This is a genomic window from Janthinobacterium sp. SUN128, from assembly GCF_030587275.1.
Taxonomy (GTDB): Bacteria; Pseudomonadota; Gammaproteobacteria; order Burkholderiales; family Burkholderiaceae_D; genus Janthinobacterium; species Janthinobacterium lividum.
In genome coordinates this window covers 79,982-96,547 of record NZ_JAPWHY010000005.1, presented here as the reverse complement: position 1 = coordinate 96,547, position 16,566 = coordinate 79,982, and the positions used below count along the sequence as shown (strand labels likewise).

The following is a 16,566-nucleotide window of genomic DNA, read 5'->3' as shown; positions in this document are numbered from 1 at the left end:
TTATTTCCTCAAATCGATGACGACGGGCTTGATCTCTTCTGCCTGGAAGATCATCGGCGCCGCCGGAGCAGCCGCTGCGGCACGCGGCGCGGGCAGGCTGATGGCCGCGGGCGCCGCCGCCCTGGCCGGGGTGTCCTGGCGGCGCGCCTTGGCGCTGGCGCGGCTGCCCGCTTTCGGCGCGGCGGCAGGTGCCGGGGCCGATGCCGGGGCCGGTGGCGCCGGGATCACGCGGCCGCTGTCGCTGCCGGGCATGGTGGCGATGGCGGGACCGGTGGCGCGCAAGGCGTCATCGGCAAACGGCTGCGCGCGCGTATCGACGCCGGGCGGCACGGCCACGCTGGCGTTGAGCAGGCGGTTGTCCGTGTAGATCATGCGCGACAGGCGGTTGTAATTGGGGAAATCGATATTCAGCGATTTGGCGTCCGCCGCCATCTCCACGCGGGGGCGGTCCTTGCAATTGCCGACCGTCCACTGCAGCACGTCCGTGCCCTGGAAAGCCAGCACTTCATAGCGGTAGGCGCAGCCGCGCTCCTGGGTTTCCACGATCACGACGGTGCGCTCGCCCACGTTTTCCACGCGCGCCACGCGGGCCGTGATGGCCTTGTCCAGCGGCACGACGCGGAACGCCTGCGACAGCTTGATGGAATACTTGCCCTTCGGATCCTTGCGCAAGGTGCCTTCCGTGCCGTCGCGCAGGCGGAAGGTGGAAATCGGCGTGCCGAACAGTTCGGCCGTATCCAGGCCCACCAGCACGCCGCCACGGCCATTCGGCGTCATGGCGCAGCCCGTCAACAGGACGCCGGCAGCCAGGCCCATGGCCAGTTTGCGCCAGTGCGCGGATGCAAAGTTCTTATACATTGTCATGCTCGATAACTTTCTCTTATTTCGGGGTCAGGGATTGATCACGGCCAGGGGATTGCCCGGGCCTGGCGGCGGCAAGACTTTCTGGCGGTCGCGCGACAGCAGGGTGAAGGCGCCCAGCGTGTCCGGCCCGGCGACGATTTCCAGCTGCTCGCGCTGCAGCCAGGTGCGGATTTCCGCCTCCGTGGCCTCGGCGCGGAACAGCACGCGCATGCGCACGCCCTTCTCGACGCCGCTGCGCTGTGGAGCACCGTTGCGGAACTCCGCATTGCCGACGATGGCGCCCTCTTTCGGCAGGAACAGCCAGGCCGATTGCACCACCATCACGCTGGCGGCCACGGCCGTGACGATCTTCAGCCAGCGGTTCGCATTGGCTGCCTGCACAGGCCTCGATATCGGTGCCGTCGTTTGGGATGCGGCCGCATCGGCCGAAGCGATCTGCAATTGCTGCAGCCCCTGGCGCAGCAATTGCCGGTACGCCACGCGGCCATCCTTGCCCAGTTCGCTAGACAGCGGCGTGCCCGTCAAGACGTAATCGTCGCCGGGCAAGGCCACGCGGGCGATCACGCCCGGTGCCGCAGCTACCCCCGCCCCGTTCGCCCGGCCATGCGTTTCCAGCCAGCGCGCCGCCTGCAGGCGGTCCTGGCTGAACACGCCCAGGCAGGCGCCCAGGTCCGTCACGGCCAGGGTCACCGGCATGTCGCACAGCACCAGGCCCGCGCGCGGATCGGCGGGCGCGTCGCGCTCCTCGACCACCAGGCCGCAGGCATCCGCATACGCCGTATCCGGCGTGACGAGCCAGCCGCGCCAGCGCTGCCGCGTGCTGTCCCAGGCGTCGAGCAGCACGGCGCCGAAGCCGGGACAGCGCGCCAGCAGGTGAATCTGTCCACCGGCGATGGGCCTTGCTGCCAGCGGTGCGGCGTCGCTGCGGCGCGCGAAGCGTTGCATCACGTGTTCCGGCACGGGAATGTCGCGCCAGTCGGGGGTATCGCCCGCCACCTCGTCGTCCAGCATGTCGGTGGAAGACGGTGGCGACGGCAGGCGCGCGGCAACGATGGCCAGTGTGGGCGTCAATGCAGTCATGCCGATGGCCTTTCATCAGTATTCGGGTGGGTGGACACGGGGTCCATGTGCAGGGATAACGCAGCCACACATAAAATATCCAAAACTATTTGCGCCGCCTGCATGTCGCGCGCGGCCAAAGAGTCCCCCACGCGCAGCTTGAGCAGGCTCAAGACCCAGCTGCCCAGCAAGGTGGCGCGGTGGGCCGGTTCGACGATCTGGCGTCCCGCGCTGGCAGGATCGTCCTTCTGCCTGTGCACCAGACCCAGCTTGCCGCCGTGGTAATGCGCGGAAGCGATCTGCTCGGCCAGTTCCTTGACGGGCATGCCGCCGCAACCGCAATGGCGCAGCAGCAAGATCAAGTCACGGGGCAAGGTGGTGATAAAACTGTCGGCCGCCTCGCGCACCTGCTGTGGCGTGAGCCGGTAATCGCGCAGCGCTTCCGCATAGGCGTCGGGTGCGCGCAGTTCGCAGCCTTCTTGCGCATCGGCATCCTCCTCGATGCGCTGCTTGCGCAGCTGGTCGATGATGAAGCGCTTGAAGTACAGAAACAGGGCGCCGACGTGGTGAGGCGCCGCGTCACTATCGCTGTGGAGGACTTTTTCAATGAAAAACTGGTGGCGCAAGTCGGCCAGTGAATCGCCCAGCGACGCCGCCTCGCGCGGGCGGCATGGCGTCAGCGCGGCGATGACGCGCTGGTAAAACTCGCCCAGTTCGCCTTGTGTCAGCTGCGGGCGGCGGGTCCAGAAAGCATGAATCCGTTCAAATTGTTCCGATTGCACAGCCGGTCCGATCGTGTGTTGGGGCGGCGCGCGCCACTGGCCGGGAGCGAGGCTGGCCGGTAAAGAGGAAATACGCTGGACAACAAGACAAACTTGTCAGTCAGGTAAAATGCATTTAGGCAATTTTCTCATACCGTACTGGAAATCGCTAACTTTTGTTACTCACACGACAATCCCCGAGACCCCGATGCATCGCCTGATTCCCCTGTTTTTCAGCCTCATCTTTTTACTCTGCGGCAATGTCGTGCAAGCGGCCGTGGGGACCGCCGCCAGCGGTTCCGGCAAGCGCATCGCCCTGGTGATCGGCAACGCGGCCTATCCGCAACCCTTGCTGAACCCCGTGAACGATGCACGCGCCATGGCCGAGCGCTTGCGCCGCCTGGGCTTTGAAGTGCTGTTGCGCACGGACATCAATGCGGCGCAGCTGCAAAAGGCCTCGGCCGAGTTTTCCACGCAGGCGCGCGGCGCCGATATCGCCCTCGTGTTTTACGCGGGCCACGGCGCGCAGGCGGGCGAAGCCAATTATGTGCTGCCGCTGGGCGCGAACATGAATGCGCTCAGTGCGGCCGCCATTGCCGCGCAGGGCGTGTCCGTTTCCAGCCTGGCGGGCGACTTGCAGCGCACGGGCGCGCGCGGCGCCGTGCTGATCCTTGACGCTTGCCGCCAGGAATATACGCGCGGCGGCGCCGTGGTGGTTCCCGGCGGCGGCAATGCGGCCAGCCATGGCTTTGCCGACACGCAAGCACCACGCGGCGTGGTGATCGCCTATTCAGCCGGCCCCGGCGCCCTGGCGCGCGATTTCTGGTCGCCTGATTCGCGCAACAGTCCCTACACGAGCGCCCTGCTCGACGCGCTCGACGCACCGGGCCTGTCCATGGGCGACGTGTTTTCGCAAGTGGCGGCACGGGTCGCCGCCATGACGCACGACGTGCAAAAGCCCCGCGTGTCGTTTGGCGAAACGTCGGCACGGCTGGTACTGAACATGGGCAGCGGCAAGGGCGTCAGCCCGCCGGCGCCGGGCGTGCTGGCATCGGGCAACAACGGCATGCGCGCGCCTGCCCCGACGGTGGAGAAGCCTGCCCCGCCCGGTGCCAAGGTGTGGCCAGGCAACGTGCTGCAAGACATCAACTATGAAATCCGCATGCAGATCGCGGCCCGTCCATTTCCCCGCCAGCAACTGGAGAAGCGCGCACGGGGCGGCGACCTGGTGGCGCTGACGGCCCTCGGCTATGGCATCGGCGGCGGTGATGCGGGTGTGAAACAGCCGAAGGCGGGCATGCAGTGGCTGGAAAAAGCTGCCGCGAAAGACTTTCCGATTGCCCAGACCTATCTGGCGGAATTGCTGATGGTCAAAGGTGATCCGGCCTCGCTGAAACGGGCCGGCGTGCTGCTGGACGCCGCCTCGCAGGCCGGCTACACGGCCGCGCACGCGTATAAATTCGACCTGGCGCGGCGCACGGGCGCGCCGCCGCAGGATGCTGCCCGGCATTTGCAGGACGCCTTCATGGGCTTGATGAAGGATTACCAGGGCGCCGCCAAGGACCTGATGCAGCCGCCGAAAAAATAATTCAAAATAATTTTGGATTTCCCTGAACTGCCCCCGTTATCCGTGGGTACATGCAATACAGCATGACAGTGACCAGGGAAATTCCATGCAACCATCCAGCCCAGCAGCAATCACCACCGGCCAACGGGGCCGCATCCTCGCCTACCAACCGAGCGGACAAGGTTCCGTCAGCGTGGCCGGCATTCAACATGCCTTCGACGTGGCCACGCATTGGCGTTCGGACGTGGCGCCCGCCATCAATGCCGTCGTCGACGTGCGCTTCGACGATGCAGGCAGCCTCGCCACCGTCAGCGCCGTGGCAACGCAGCAACTGGCGCAGGAAGAGATGGCCGGCGCGGCGAAACTGGCGCGCGACAAGGGCCAGCAGCTGTGGAGCCAGGCCGTGTCCGCCCTGGGCATCAAGGTGCTGGCCAGCCTGGGCGTCTTGATCGCCGGCGCCTTTGTCTTCAACACCATCGGCATCCGCCTGTTCGCCTCCGTTTCGCGCACCTATTGGCAGCTGCTGGGCCTGTCCGCCGACAGCCTGGAAAGCTTTGCCCGCGATGGCGGCGGCGGTTTTACCTCGGCACAATTCTTCTTCCTGCTGGCCATTGCCGCCTGCTGCGCCACCATGGCCAGCAGCCACCCGAAAGCGGCGCTGGGCAAGTGCGCGCCGCTGCTGTTCGTCGTCATCCACAGCAGCTTGCTGTTCATCAAGATCAAGGGCGCCGTCAGCGACGCGGGCAACGCCATGGGCGGCATCATGGGCTCGCGCGCGGCACGCATGGCCGAGCAGATGGCCAGCGAAATGCTGGGGCAGGTCTGGCAGGGACTCTCGTTCGGCATCGGTTTTTACCTGGTGCTGGCCGCCAGCATTGTCCTGGCCGCTTACGGTTATGGCGAATACAAACGCAAAACCGTCGGCTAAGTCACCTCTTACACACCCATACTGAAGGAAATACCATGAACCGCACTTTCCCCGCCCTTCTCGCCATCGCCGTGCTCCTGTCCGCCTGCGGCAAGACGGATAACGCCACACCAGCCGCCTCTGCCCCCGTCGCCGCGAATGTCGCGGACCTGGCCGCCAAGGCGCAGGTAAAAGCGGCCGCCGCCAGCCTGCCGCAAGCGGACGCCGCCACGCCAACGTCCAGCTATGTCGACATCACCAGCGGCAACCAGTTGATGTACAGCTACATCGCCCTGTCCGGCGTGCCGCCCGACTATGCGGCCGTGGCGCAGCGCATCTCGCGCGAATATGCGGGCAGCAACGATGCCTTCCGCAAGCAGGAAGTGCTCGACGCCCTGAAACCGCAGATCGACGCCAAGGTCAGCGAAGCGAAAACCAGGCGCTACCTGCGCTACCAGATCAATGGCCAGGGCGCGCTGTCGCCGTACGCCATGGACAAGGCCGCCTTCCCCGCCAAGTTCGCCGAAGCGGGTACGTATTACTACATGTACGACAACGGCGACTACAAGCTGGCGTTCACGAATGGCGACGGTTATTCGTTGCTGAAGGTGGACCAGGAGGCGGCGCGCAAGATCGAGGCGGCGCGCAGCGGCTACAAGGACTTCGCCATCGTCGTGTACGCCTACGCCCAGGAAGCGGACATGGCCAGCCATCAGGTCAAGGCGCAGATCGTCAAGGTGGCGATCAAGCTGAACGGGGAAGAAATTCCCGTCAGCCAGGCGCAGTAGAACGGGCTCGGTTACACTGTTCGCCACATTGCATCGGGATAGCGACATGGGCGAACAGACACTGGCGGAACAACATCTGGCAAACGGGCAACGGCTGCAGCAGGCAGGCAAGCTGATCGAGGCGATCAACGCCTACCAGGCCGCCCATAAACTGAACCCGGCCCTGGCCGAAGCACAGCATTTCCAGGGCCTGGCGATGCTGGAACTGGGTCAGGGCGCCATCGGCCTGGGCCTGTTAAAACTGTCGCTCAAGCAACAGCCCGACAATGCCCTGTTCCACTACAACCTCGGTAATGTGTTGCGCGGCACGGACAACGAGGCGGCGCTGGCCAGCTACGCCACGGCGGCGCGGCTGGCGCCGCACGAACACGATTTCGCCATCAGCCATGCCGAATTGCTGATGGGCAAACAGCAACTGGCGGATACCATCGCCGAGCTGGAACGGGCCCATGCCTTGCGTCCGCAGCGCTGGCAAACCCTGCAGGGATTGGCCGAGCTGTACTACCGCACGGGCCAGCAGGAACTGGCGCTGGCCCGTTACGCGCAAGGCCTGGCGCTGCATCCTGCGCTGGCGCAAACGTGCTGCATCGGCTTTGCCAATCCGCAAGCGGAACAGGCAGAGACATTGACGCCGCTCAATGTCGCGGACACCCTGCACGATTTTATCCGCGAAACGGATTTGCACATCCTCGACGATTTCCTGCCCGATCCGGCCGCCTGGCGCGCGCAGGCGCTGGCGTTGCCGTTCGAGCAGCAGCGCTATGCGGGACAAAACTATCCTGGCAGCCAGACGGCGGGCCAGCCCAGTCAAGCCATCATGGAGCGCATCGCCACGGCCCTGGGCCGACCCATCCGTTTCATTTCGCCCGACAACGGGTCCTACCGCCTCAGCTATGCGGACGCGATGGCGCGCACGGATATCCACGTGGACAATGAGACGGGCAACAATTTCAATTTCTATGCGGGCGTGCTGTATCTGAACCCGCCCGAGCAGTGCCAGGGCGGCACCACGTTCTGGCGCCACCAGCCCAGCGGCTGGTACCGGAGACTGCCCGAAGCGGACGTGAAAGCGGGCGGCTATGCCAGCTTCAAGGATTTCCAGAAACGCTGGCTGCCGAACAGTAAAGTGCAGAAATTCAACGACTTGCAGGAACAGCGCGACAGTTGGCAAGCGCTGCTGGAAGTGCCCATGCGCCATAACCGCCTGATCGTGTACAAGGGACATTACTTTCACTCGATCAGCAATGTGTTTGGCGATACGCCGGAGAATGGGCGATTGGTGCAGCTGTTTTTCTTTGAAGTGCCCGATTAAGCATGCTGCGCGGGTATTGTCGGATTACGCCCTGCGGGCTAATCCGACCTACCTGTCTTTTTTGAAGTGCCCGATTAATTGGCGGTAAAAATCCCCGAAGTTGGTGACGGCGCCGAAGAAAATGTTCAGGGCCAGGCGCCGTGCCGCAGGCAGTACGAATGTACGACAAGGCACGGCAACAACGCCATGGACGTTTTATTGGGTGATCGTCAATACATGTCCGCGGCGGTCGCCCGTACAGCTTTGAGCAGCATATCCGCCCCCGGCGACAGCAGATGATCCTGCTGGCGGATGATGCCGAACGCATCCATCTTGCACGGCAATTCGATGGGCAAAATGCTCAGCACGTTCAACGATTCATAGTAGTGCGCCACTTCCGTCGGCATCACGTGCAGCGAGTCCGTTTGCTGCAGCAAGGACGTAATCAGCAACAAGGCGGTCGTGTCGACCACGTCGACAGGCGGCTCCTGCCCCGCGCGGCGGAACATCATGTCGAAGCGGTGGCGCAGGATGCTGCCTTGCGGCGGCAAGATCCACGGCTGGCCCGCCAGGTCTTTCAATTGCAAATTCTTGCGCGACAGCAGCGGATGGCCATTGCGCGCCACGGCGCTGGCCGGCTCTTCCGTCAATTCCTCGTAGATGAGGCCGGCGCTGCTTTCCTTTTCCAGGATGCGCCCGATCATGAAGTCCAGGGTGCCGTGCTGCAGCATGTCCATCAGGGTATTGCTGTGCTCCAGGTGCACGCCGATGCGCATCAGCGGCGCCTGCTGCTTGATGCGGGCGATCGCGCGCGGCAGCAAGGCCATGGCCGGCGTCATGATGACGCCCACTTCCACCTGGCCCGTCAAGCCCGACTTCAGGGCGACGATATCGTCATGCGCCAGCGACAGGCTCGTCAAGGCCATGCGCGCGTGGCGTATCATCGTCTCGCCGTAGATGGTCGGCTCCATGCCGCGCGGCAACCTGTCGAACAGGCGCACGTCCAGCATCTCTTCCAGGTCCTTGATTTGCTTGGACGCGGCCGGCTGCGTCATGTGCAATTCTTCCGCCGCGCGGTGGATGTTGCGCTGCTCGTCAAGGGCGATCAACAGCAGCAGTTGCCGCGTCTTCAGGCGGGCTCGCAAGAACCAGTTGGGGTTGAGGGTATCCATGAATAAATCATATCATGATCGATATCGGTTCTAACTCAATATCGATGTTATAGATATCAGTGTGTCTCCTTTTTGTGCGTAGTCAACGAGCGTTCAGGATGCCTTGCAGGCGGCGCTGGGATTGGCGGCAGGACCGGCCGTCTGCTGGATGAATTCAATGGTGCCGTCGGGCTTGTATTTCAGCTCCTCAACTGCCACGGAACGCCGGTATTCTCCGCCGCCGGGCAATTTATCGTTGTGATAGAAGATGTAGGACTTGCCGTTGAATTCGATGATGGCCTGGTGAATGGTTTTCACGACGGCATTCTTGTCCATGATGGTGCCGCGGAAATGCCATGGCCCTGTCGGCGTCGACCCCGTCGAGTACGCCGTTTCCTCGGGGAAGTTGCGCGAGTACGACAGGTAGTAGGTGCCCGCATGCTTGTGCATATACGCCGCTTCCGTAAACGCATCCATGCCGAAGGTCAGGATCGGGCCGTCCAGCTCCGTCATATTCGCTTTCAGCTTGGCGTATTTCAAGACCGTGTTGCCCCAATAAATATAGGCCTGGCCGTCCGTGTCGATGAAGACGGCCGGATCGATGTCGTCCCAGGGAATGGCCGTCTGCTTCGTCATGTCGTTCGTGATCAGGGCGCTGCCGCGCGCGTCGACGAACGGCCCGGTCGGGCTGTCGGACACGGCCACGCCGATGGCCTTGCCGGCGATGGTCTTGTGGTCGACGGTGGAGTAAAAATAGTACTTGCCGTCGCGCTTGACGATGTCGCCGGCCCAGGCATCCTTGCCGGCCCACGCGAAGGTCGAGTAACGCACGGGCGAGCCGTGGTCCGTCCAGTTCGCCATGTCGCACGAGGAATACACGCGCCACTCGTTCATGCGGTAATCCGTATCCGTGGCGCTCGCTTCATCGTGGCCGACGTACAGGTACACCCTGCCATTGTCGACCAGCGCGGCCGGGTCGCCCGTGTAGATATTTTTCACGATGGGGTTGGCCGCCTGCACGCCGAATGGAGCGCAGGCGAGCGCCGCCGCCATGCCGATGGCTGCGGCAAGTGTGTGTTGCTTGAACATCAGATTAACTCCCGTTGGTATTTTTCTGGCCCATGGCCATCAGTCTTTGCACGACGCAAAAGACAAACAGCAGGCCGCCGATGACGATCTTGGTCCACCACGAGCTGAGCGTGCCGTCGAAGGCGATCAGGGTCTGGATGGTGCCCAGCACCAGCACGCCCGACAGCGCGCCCGCCACATAGCCATAGCCACCGCTGAGCAGGGTGCCGCCGATGACAACGGCGGCAATCGCGTCCAGTTCCGTGCCTTGCGCATGCAAGCCATAGCCGGACAGCATGTAGAACGAAAACAGCACGCCGCCGAGCGAGGCGCAAAAACCGCTGAAGGCATAGATCAGCACCTTGGTGCGGCCGACAGGAAGCCCCATCATCAAGGCCGATTGTTCATTGCCGCCGATCGCATACACGGCGCGGCCGAACGGCGTGGCGTGCGCCAGCCAGATGGCCAGCAGCAAAGTGACCACGGCGATCACCACGCCCGGCGAGACAAAACCACCGAGAAATTGCAACTGCGTCTGCGACATGGCCACGAACAGCGGATCATCGATGGTGATGGAGTTGATGCTGATCAAGTAGCACAGCCCGCGCGCCAGAAACATGCCGGCCAGGGTGACGATGAACGGCTGCAATTTGAAATAATGGATCAGCGCGCCCATGCTGGCGCCAAATACGGTGCCCAGCGCCAGCACGGTGACGATCACCAGGAGCGGCGGCCAGTGCGCCACGTTGAGCAGCCAGGCGGCAATCATGGTCGACAGGGCCAGCACGGAACCGACGGACAGATCGATGCCGCCGGACACGATGACGAAGGTCATACCAACGGCGATGACGAGCAAAAAGGCGTTATCGATCAATAAGTTAAAAATGACCTGCGTCGACAGCAGGCCCGGGTAGGCGGCGCCGCCCAGGCCCAGCATCACCACCAGCAGCAAGACCGTGACGAGCGAGGTGAAATACGGGGTGTGCAGCAAACCCTTCATGCTTTTCTCCGATGCAGCAATTGCTTGAATTCCGACGATTGCGACAGGCAAACGAGGAAGACGACGACCGACTTGACGACCATGTTGACTTCCGGCGGCACGCCCAGCGAATAGATGGTGTAGGTCAGGGTCTGGATGATGAGCGCGCCGATCATGCTGCCGACTAAGCTGAACTTGCCGCCAGCCAGGGACGTACCGCCCAGGGTCACGGCCAGGATGGCGTCCAGTTCCAGCATCAGGCCAGCGTTGTTCGCGTCGGCGCTCTTGATGTTCGAGCTGATCATCAGGCCCGACAGCCCCGCGCAGGCCGCGCAAAACACGTAGACGAAGAAGATCAGGGTCGCCGTCTTGATGCCGGCCAGGCGCGCGGCGACGGGATTGATGCCGACGGCCTGGATGAACAGGCCCAGGGCCGTCTTGCGCATCAGCACGGCCGTGATGAGGAACACGGCAGCGACGAGAAACAGGGAAAACGGCAAGCCGAACAGGTAACCGCTGCCGATGAAAAAGAAGGGCTGGTAGTAGACGGTGACGATCTGCCCATCCGTCAACAGTTGCGCCAAGCCGCGCCCGGCCACCATCAGGATCAGGGTGGCGACGATGGGCTGCAAGCCGAGGCCCGCCACCAGCACGCCATTCCAGGCGCCGCACAGCAAGGCCGCACCCAGGGCGGCGGCCAGGGCCCAGCCCATGGGAATGTTGCTCACATAGGTCGGCACGCCATTTTCCATCACCATGGTGCCGCCGATCAGCATGGCGGCCACGGTGCCGGACAGGGCCACGACGGCGCCCACGGAAATATCGATGCCGCGCGTGGCGATCACCAGGGTCATGCCCAAGGCTGCCAGCATCAGCGGTGCGGCGCGGTTGACGATGTCGATCACGCTGCCGTACAGGTGACCGTCGCGAATTTCCAGATGGAAAAATCCGGGGATGGCGAAGAAGTCGACCAGCAACAGCAAGCACAGCGCGGCCAGGGGCCGGCTCAGGGGGTGATGCAAGACACTCTGCAACATGGAAGCATTCGTAAGGGAAGCCGCACGCGCCAGCGGCGCGCTCGATGGCGTGGATAAACTCATGTGGCGTCTCCGGCGATCACTTGCAGCACGGAACTGTCGTCCAGCTCGCCGCGCGCATAGTCGCCGCAGGCCTTGCGGTCGCGCATGACGACGATGCGGTCGCTGCAGCGCAGCACTTCCGGCAGCTCCGACGAGATGAACAGGATGGCCATGCCCTTGCGGCACAGCTTGCTTACATAGCTCATGATTTCCTGCTTGGCGCGCACGTCGATGCCGCGCGTCGGTTCATCGAGGATCAGCATGGCGGGCGACGTCACTAGCCAACGCGCCAGCAAGGCTTTTTGCTGATTCCCGCCGGACAGGCTGCCGATGGGGGTTTCGATGCTGGCCGTCTTGATGCCGAGCGCTTTCACATATTCGTCGGCCAGCGCCTGCTGGCGTTTGAACGGAATGGCGCGCAGCAAGCCCGTGCGGGCCTGCAAGGCAAGGATGATGTTTTCGCGCACGGACAGCGACAAAATCGCGCCCTCATGCTTGCGGTCTTCCGAGCAAAAGCCGATGTCCCGGGCAATCGCATCGCGCGGCACGCTGAAGTGGCGCGGCTGGCCCTGCATCGTGATCGTGCCGGAATCGGCCTTGTCGGCGCCAAACAGCAGGCGCGCCAGTTCCGTGCGGCCCGAACCGAGCAAGCCGGCCAGGCCCAGCAATTCACCCTGGCGGATGTGGAAATCCATGGGCAGCAAGGCGCCCTTGCGGCCCAGTCCCTGCGCTTCGAGCACGGTCGGACCAAAGCTGGCGGCGCCCGCGTCTTGCGCCAGATCAAGCTCTTGCGCCACGGTGTCGGCCGCCACGCCGATCATCTTGTTCACCAGCGCCAGGCGCGACAGCTCGCTGCACGCGTACTCTCCCTCGCGCTCGCCATTGCGCATGACGGTGATGCGGTTGGAAATGGCGTAGGTCTGGTCCAGAAAGTGCGTGACGAACAGAATCGCCATGCCCTGCTCGCGCAGGCGGCGCAGCACGGAAAACAGCAGATTGACTTCCGCCTCGTCCAGACTGGACGTGGGTTCATCGAGGATCAGCACGCGGGCCGAAATGTTCAGCGCGCGCGAAATGGCCACCATTTGCTGGATGGCCAGCGGAAAGCTGGACAGTTGCGCCGTGACATCGATATCGATCTGCAATTGCTGCAGCAAGGCACGCGCCTGTTGCTGCATGCCACGCCAGTCGATAGCGCCAAAGCGGCGCGGATAGCGGCCGATAAAGATATTTTCCGCCACCGACAGGTTCGGGCACAGATTGACTTCCTGGTACACGGTGCTGATGCCCAGTCCTTGGGCATCCGAGGTGGACGCGGGCGCAATGGGCTTGCCATCGAGCAAAATCTGGCCGCTGTCGGGCGTGTAGACGCCCGTCAGCACCTTGATCAGGGTCGATTTCCCGGCACCATTTTGTCCCATCAAGGTGTGCACTTCACCCGGATACAGGCGCAGGGCTACGTCGCTGAGGGCTTTGACGCCGGGAAAGGACTTGCTGATGCCGCGCAACTCCAGCAAGGGAGCTGGCGCGGCATTGTGTTTCACTTGCGTCTTCATCATGCGGCAAGCTTAGTACTTACGGTTCGGGAATTCCTTGGCGGCCACCTCGGCAGGGAACACGCCTTCCACCGTCGTGATACGCGCTGGCACGGGCTTGCCGGCCACCACATCGCGGGCGATGGACATCAGTTGCGGACCCAGCAGCGGGCTGCACTCGACGGTGACATTCAGCTTGCCGGCGATCATGGCCTCGAACGCGCCTTTGACGCCATCGATCGAGATGATGATGATGTCCTTGCCCGGTTTCATGCCCGCTTCTTCGATGGCCTGGATGGCGCCAATGGCCATGTCGTCATTGTGCGCGTACAGCACGTTGATCTTCTTGCCTTCGGCCTTCAGGAAGGCTTCCATCACTTCCTTGCCCTTGGCGCGCGTAAAGTCGCCCGTTTGCGAACGGATGATCTTCATCTTCGGATTCTTGCCCACCACTTCCAGGAAGCCCGCCTTGCGGTCGATGGCCGGGGCGGAGCCCACCGTGCCCTGCAGCTCAACGATGTTCAGGGTGGCGTCCGGGGTTTTCTTGGCATGCTCGAGCAGCCATTGGCCGGCGCGGCGGCCCTCTTCCACGAAGTCGGAACCGATGAAGGTCACGTACAGCGATTTGTCGGCCACGTTGACGGCGCGGTCCGTCAAGATGACGGGAATCTTGGCAGCCTTGGCTTCGCGCAAGACGGTATCCCAGCCCGATTCAACGACCGGCGAGAAGGCGATGACGTCGACCTTTTGCGCGATGAACGAGCGCAGCGCCTTGACCTGGTTTTCCTGCTTTTGCTGGGCATCGGCAAATTTCAGGGTAACGCCATCTTTCTTGGCGGCATCCTTGATGGAGACGGTATTGGCGGTGCGCCATTCGCTTTCGGCGCCCACCTGCGAAAAGCCCATGACGAGGGGCTTGGCGGCGAAAGCGGAAGAAGTAGCGGACAGTGCGAGCAGCATGGCGCTGGCGAGGAGTGTGCGGCGTGTCAATTTCATTCTTGTCTCCAGTTTTTTTTGGAATACCATCACAGCCGGATGCCGGATGGGCGGTTTTTTATGAACCCATGGTAGGAGAAAGCAACATAGCCATCCAATCAATTCTTTTTCGCTTGCGATACCGATTTGCGTATCGGTATCGCAAGCAGAGTCCCTCTTCCCTCAGCGCAACAGGCGCAGTCCGTACAGGCCGCCCGCCACGGAATCCTTGCCGGCGACAAATTTCACGCGCAATTTACCCTTGGCGGCCGCTACCAAGGCCGCAGGCACGGCAATATCGAGCGTATGCAGCTCTTGCGGCGCATCGGCCGCCACGGCGACCGTCTCGACCTTGATGCCGTTGATCAGGACGTCAAAGACGCGGCCCGCATCCAGGGTGGACAGGGTCAGGCGCAATCGCTTCGCTTCGGCTTGCGGGTCGCTCAGTTCATAGCTGAACCAGCCTGTCGCATGGCGCCAGTGCCTGCCCTTGTTGACGCCGTTTTCTCCCCCTTCCGCCTGGAAGCCGTGGTCGGACTCGGGCTGCTGCTGCCCGGGCGCCACCTGGTCGATGGTTTGCGCATCGAGCGCCAGGCGCTGCGCTTCCGCTTGCCCGGTGGTTTCCTGCAGCTGCGCCATCCTGGCCGGCGTGGACACGGGCCAGTACAGCATGTAGCGAGAGTCATGCAGGCGGAAGAACGGGATCAGTTTTATCTTCGCCGCATCCTTGCCCTGGATCAATCCAGGCGCCGTAAACGTCAGCGGCTGGCCCTTCACGGGGCGGATTCTCCGCATGAAATCCTTCTCATCGCTGACGAACAGGGGCGACGATTCCAACGGACACACTTGCCCCTGGGCGATATGGCCCATGCGCGAGTCGTCGGCAAAGTAATTCAGGGCTTCATTGGCGAACGGCTGCGTCCTGGCGGCCAGCACGATGGGGCCATGCAGCACGGCATAGTAATTCGACTGGTCCGGCATCTGTTCCAGGCGCGTCGTCATCGGCAGTACCACGTCGATGGTGTCGCCGGACTTCCAGGCGCGCGTGATGGTCACGTAGTCACCGGGCACGCCAGCGACGCGCATGGCCTTGCCGTTGAGTTTGACGCGCAGCTTGCCTTTGGCTACCCACTGCGGGTAGCGGATCTTCATGCTGAAGGTCTTATTGCCCTGCACGGTAATGCGCGTCGTGTCCTGGTCAGGAAACTGCGTGCTCTGGATAATCTTCACACCCTGCTCTTTCCAGTCCAGGGTGGACGCCATGAACAGGTTCACGTACAGGGCGTCGCCTTCATGCGCGTAGATGAACTCGCCATACTTGGCCTGGCTTTCGATGCCGGATCCCACGCAGCACCACATGCCCTTGTCCACTTGCGAATACACGCGGTAGTGGTTCGGGCGCATCGGCGTGAAATACACGAAGCCGCCCGTGCCCGGGCGCTGCGACGACAGGATATGGTTGTACAGGGCGCGCTCGTAGTAATCCGCGTAGCGCACCTGCTCATCGCGGCGGAACAGCTGCTCCGTGAGCTTGAGCATATTGTAGGTATTGCACGTTTCCGGCCCTTCGACCTCTTCCACCATAGCGGAAAAATCGTGCTCGTCGTGGAAATGCTCCTTGACGCTATTGCCGCCGATGGCCACCGTGCGCTTGTCGTGCACGGTTTGCCAAAAGAATTGCGCCGCCTGCTGCCAGTCGCGCCGGCCTGTCAGCGCGCCGATGCGCTCGAAGCCGATCACCTTCGGAATCTGCGTATTCGCATGCAGGCCCGTCAGCTTGTCCTGCTGCGCCGCCAAAGGCTGCAAGATCGCCTGGTGCGAAAAGCGCACGGCCAGGTCCATGTAGCGCTGCTCGCCCGTCATCGCGTAGACGTCGGCCAGTACTTCGTTCATGCCGCCATGTTCGGCGCGCAGCATGGCTTGCATCTGCGCATCGGTAAGCGAGGCCGACAGATTCACTGCCCAGTCCGACAAGGCGATCAGCATGGTTTTCGCTTCGAGATTGCCGGCGTACTGGTAGGCGTCGCGCAAGCCGGCGAACACCTTGTGCAGGTTGTACCACGGCACCCATTTACCATTGACGGAGAAGGTGTCGGCCTGCAATTTTCCCTTGGCGATGGCTTGCCAGGCGGCATTGCCATCGGGGATGCCGCCCAGATAGCCGTTGCCATTGGCATCCTGGCATTTCTTCAATTCCACCAGCATATAGTCGAGGCGTTCGCGCGCCTGCGCGTCGCCCGTCGATGCCACCATCAGCGCCAGCGCGGACAGGTAATGCCCGCCCATGTGGCCGTCCAGCCCTGTCGATTCCCAGTTGCCATAGCTGGACTGCACCTGCGGCAAGCCCGCCTCGCGACGAAACGGCGCCAGCAATTTGTCCGGATCGAACGCCAGCAGATAGTGCAAGTCCGTCGTTTGCGCATCGAGAAACGGTCCCGCTTTCAAGCGCACGGACGCGAGGGGAAACAGCTCGGCTGCCTGCGCCGCAGGCGCGAACAGGCCGCCGGCGGCCAGCGCCAGCGTCAACAAGGTCTTTTGCATG

The 16,566-nt window shown here is 62.9% G+C and carries 14 protein-coding genes; 4 read left to right on the top strand and 10 right to left on the bottom strand.

The window, feature by feature from the left end; all coding sequences use genetic code 11:
• The 3 genes from O3297_RS25490 to O3297_RS25480 are packed head-to-tail and all read right to left on the bottom strand — an operon-like array spanning nucleotide 1 to nucleotide 2,705.
• The gene (locus O3297_RS25490) at nucleotides 1-864 is read right to left on the bottom strand and encodes a hypothetical protein (RefSeq protein WP_305050728.1); all 864 of its coding nucleotides are present in this window, start codon (nucleotides 862-864) and stop codon (nucleotides 1-3) included.
• A 27-nt stretch (nucleotides 865-891) separates the two neighbouring features.
• Complete coding sequence (locus O3297_RS25485) at nucleotides 892-1,944, bottom strand: hypothetical protein (RefSeq protein WP_305050727.1); 1,053 nt, start codon at nucleotides 1,942-1,944, stop codon at nucleotides 892-894.
• On the bottom strand, nucleotides 1,941-2,705 hold the full coding sequence (locus O3297_RS25480) for a hypothetical protein (RefSeq protein WP_070258472.1): 765 nt from the start codon (nucleotides 2,703-2,705) through the stop codon (nucleotides 1,941-1,943). The genes O3297_RS25485 and O3297_RS25480 overlap by 4 nt, the downstream gene beginning before the upstream one ends.
• 187 nt (nucleotides 2,706-2,892) lie before the next feature.
• Here O3297_RS25480 and O3297_RS25475 point away from each other — a divergent pair, with 187 nt between their 5' ends.
• The 4 genes from O3297_RS25475 (at nucleotide 2,893) to O3297_RS25460 (ending at nucleotide 7,258) form a co-directional block, all read left to right on the top strand.
• The gene (locus O3297_RS25475; protein WP_305050724.1) at nucleotides 2,893-4,272 is read left to right on the top strand and encodes a caspase family protein; all 1,380 of its coding nucleotides are present in this window, start codon (nucleotides 2,893-2,895) and stop codon (nucleotides 4,270-4,272) included.
• Between the two features lie 85 nt (nucleotides 4,273-4,357).
• Nucleotides 4,358-5,179 (top strand): hypothetical protein, encoded by an 822-nt coding sequence (locus O3297_RS25470; protein WP_305050723.1) that lies wholly within the window; start codon nucleotides 4,358-4,360, stop codon nucleotides 5,177-5,179.
• Between the two features lie 35 nt (nucleotides 5,180-5,214).
• Nucleotides 5,215-5,946: a hypothetical protein gene (locus tag O3297_RS25465; protein ID WP_099389774.1), complete on the top strand. Its 732-nt coding sequence runs from the start codon at nucleotides 5,215-5,217 to the stop codon at nucleotides 5,944-5,946.
• Nucleotides 5,947-5,992: 46 nt separating this feature from the next.
• Entirely contained in the window at nucleotides 5,993-7,258 is a 1,266-nt protein-coding gene (locus O3297_RS25460) for a DUF6445 family protein (RefSeq protein ID WP_211548870.1), read from the top strand.
• 209 nt (nucleotides 7,259-7,467) lie between these two features.
• Here O3297_RS25460 and O3297_RS25455 read toward each other — a convergent pair whose 3' ends face one another.
• From O3297_RS25455 to O3297_RS25425, 7 genes are all read right to left on the bottom strand, one after another.
• Nucleotides 7,468-8,409, bottom strand: coding sequence for a LysR family transcriptional regulator (locus O3297_RS25455; RefSeq protein ID WP_034752932.1), 942 nt, complete (start codon nucleotides 8,407-8,409; stop codon nucleotides 7,468-7,470).
• Nucleotides 8,410-8,502: 93 nt separating this feature from the next.
• The gene (locus O3297_RS25450; protein WP_305050719.1) at nucleotides 8,503-9,477 is read right to left on the bottom strand and encodes a glycoside hydrolase family 43 protein; all 975 of its coding nucleotides are present in this window, start codon (nucleotides 9,475-9,477) and stop codon (nucleotides 8,503-8,505) included.
• Nucleotides 9,478-9,481: 4 nt separating this feature from the next.
• Complete coding sequence (gene yjfF, locus O3297_RS25445; protein ID WP_070279994.1) at nucleotides 9,482-10,456, bottom strand: galactofuranose ABC transporter, permease protein YjfF; 975 nt, start codon at nucleotides 10,454-10,456, stop codon at nucleotides 9,482-9,484.
• The gene (locus tag O3297_RS25440; RefSeq protein WP_370385448.1) at nucleotides 10,453-11,535 is read right to left on the bottom strand and encodes an ABC transporter permease; all 1,083 of its coding nucleotides are present in this window, start codon (nucleotides 11,533-11,535) and stop codon (nucleotides 10,453-10,455) included. The genes yjfF and O3297_RS25440 overlap by 4 nt, the downstream gene beginning before the upstream one ends.
• Nucleotides 11,532-13,073 (bottom strand): sugar ABC transporter ATP-binding protein, encoded by a 1,542-nt coding sequence (locus O3297_RS25435; protein WP_305050717.1) that lies wholly within the window; start codon nucleotides 13,071-13,073, stop codon nucleotides 11,532-11,534. Before O3297_RS25435 ends, O3297_RS25440 begins: the two co-directional genes overlap by 4 nt.
• A gap of 9 nt (nucleotides 13,074-13,082) precedes the next feature.
• Nucleotides 13,083-14,045 (bottom strand): ABC transporter substrate-binding protein, encoded by a 963-nt coding sequence (locus O3297_RS25430; RefSeq protein WP_034783686.1) that lies wholly within the window; start codon nucleotides 14,043-14,045, stop codon nucleotides 13,083-13,085.
• A gap of 162 nt (nucleotides 14,046-14,207) precedes the next feature.
• The gene (locus O3297_RS25425; protein WP_305050714.1) at nucleotides 14,208-16,565 is read right to left on the bottom strand and encodes a glycoside hydrolase family 127 protein; all 2,358 of its coding nucleotides are present in this window, start codon (nucleotides 16,563-16,565) and stop codon (nucleotides 14,208-14,210) included.
• Between the last annotated feature and the right edge of the window lies 1 nt (nucleotide 16,566).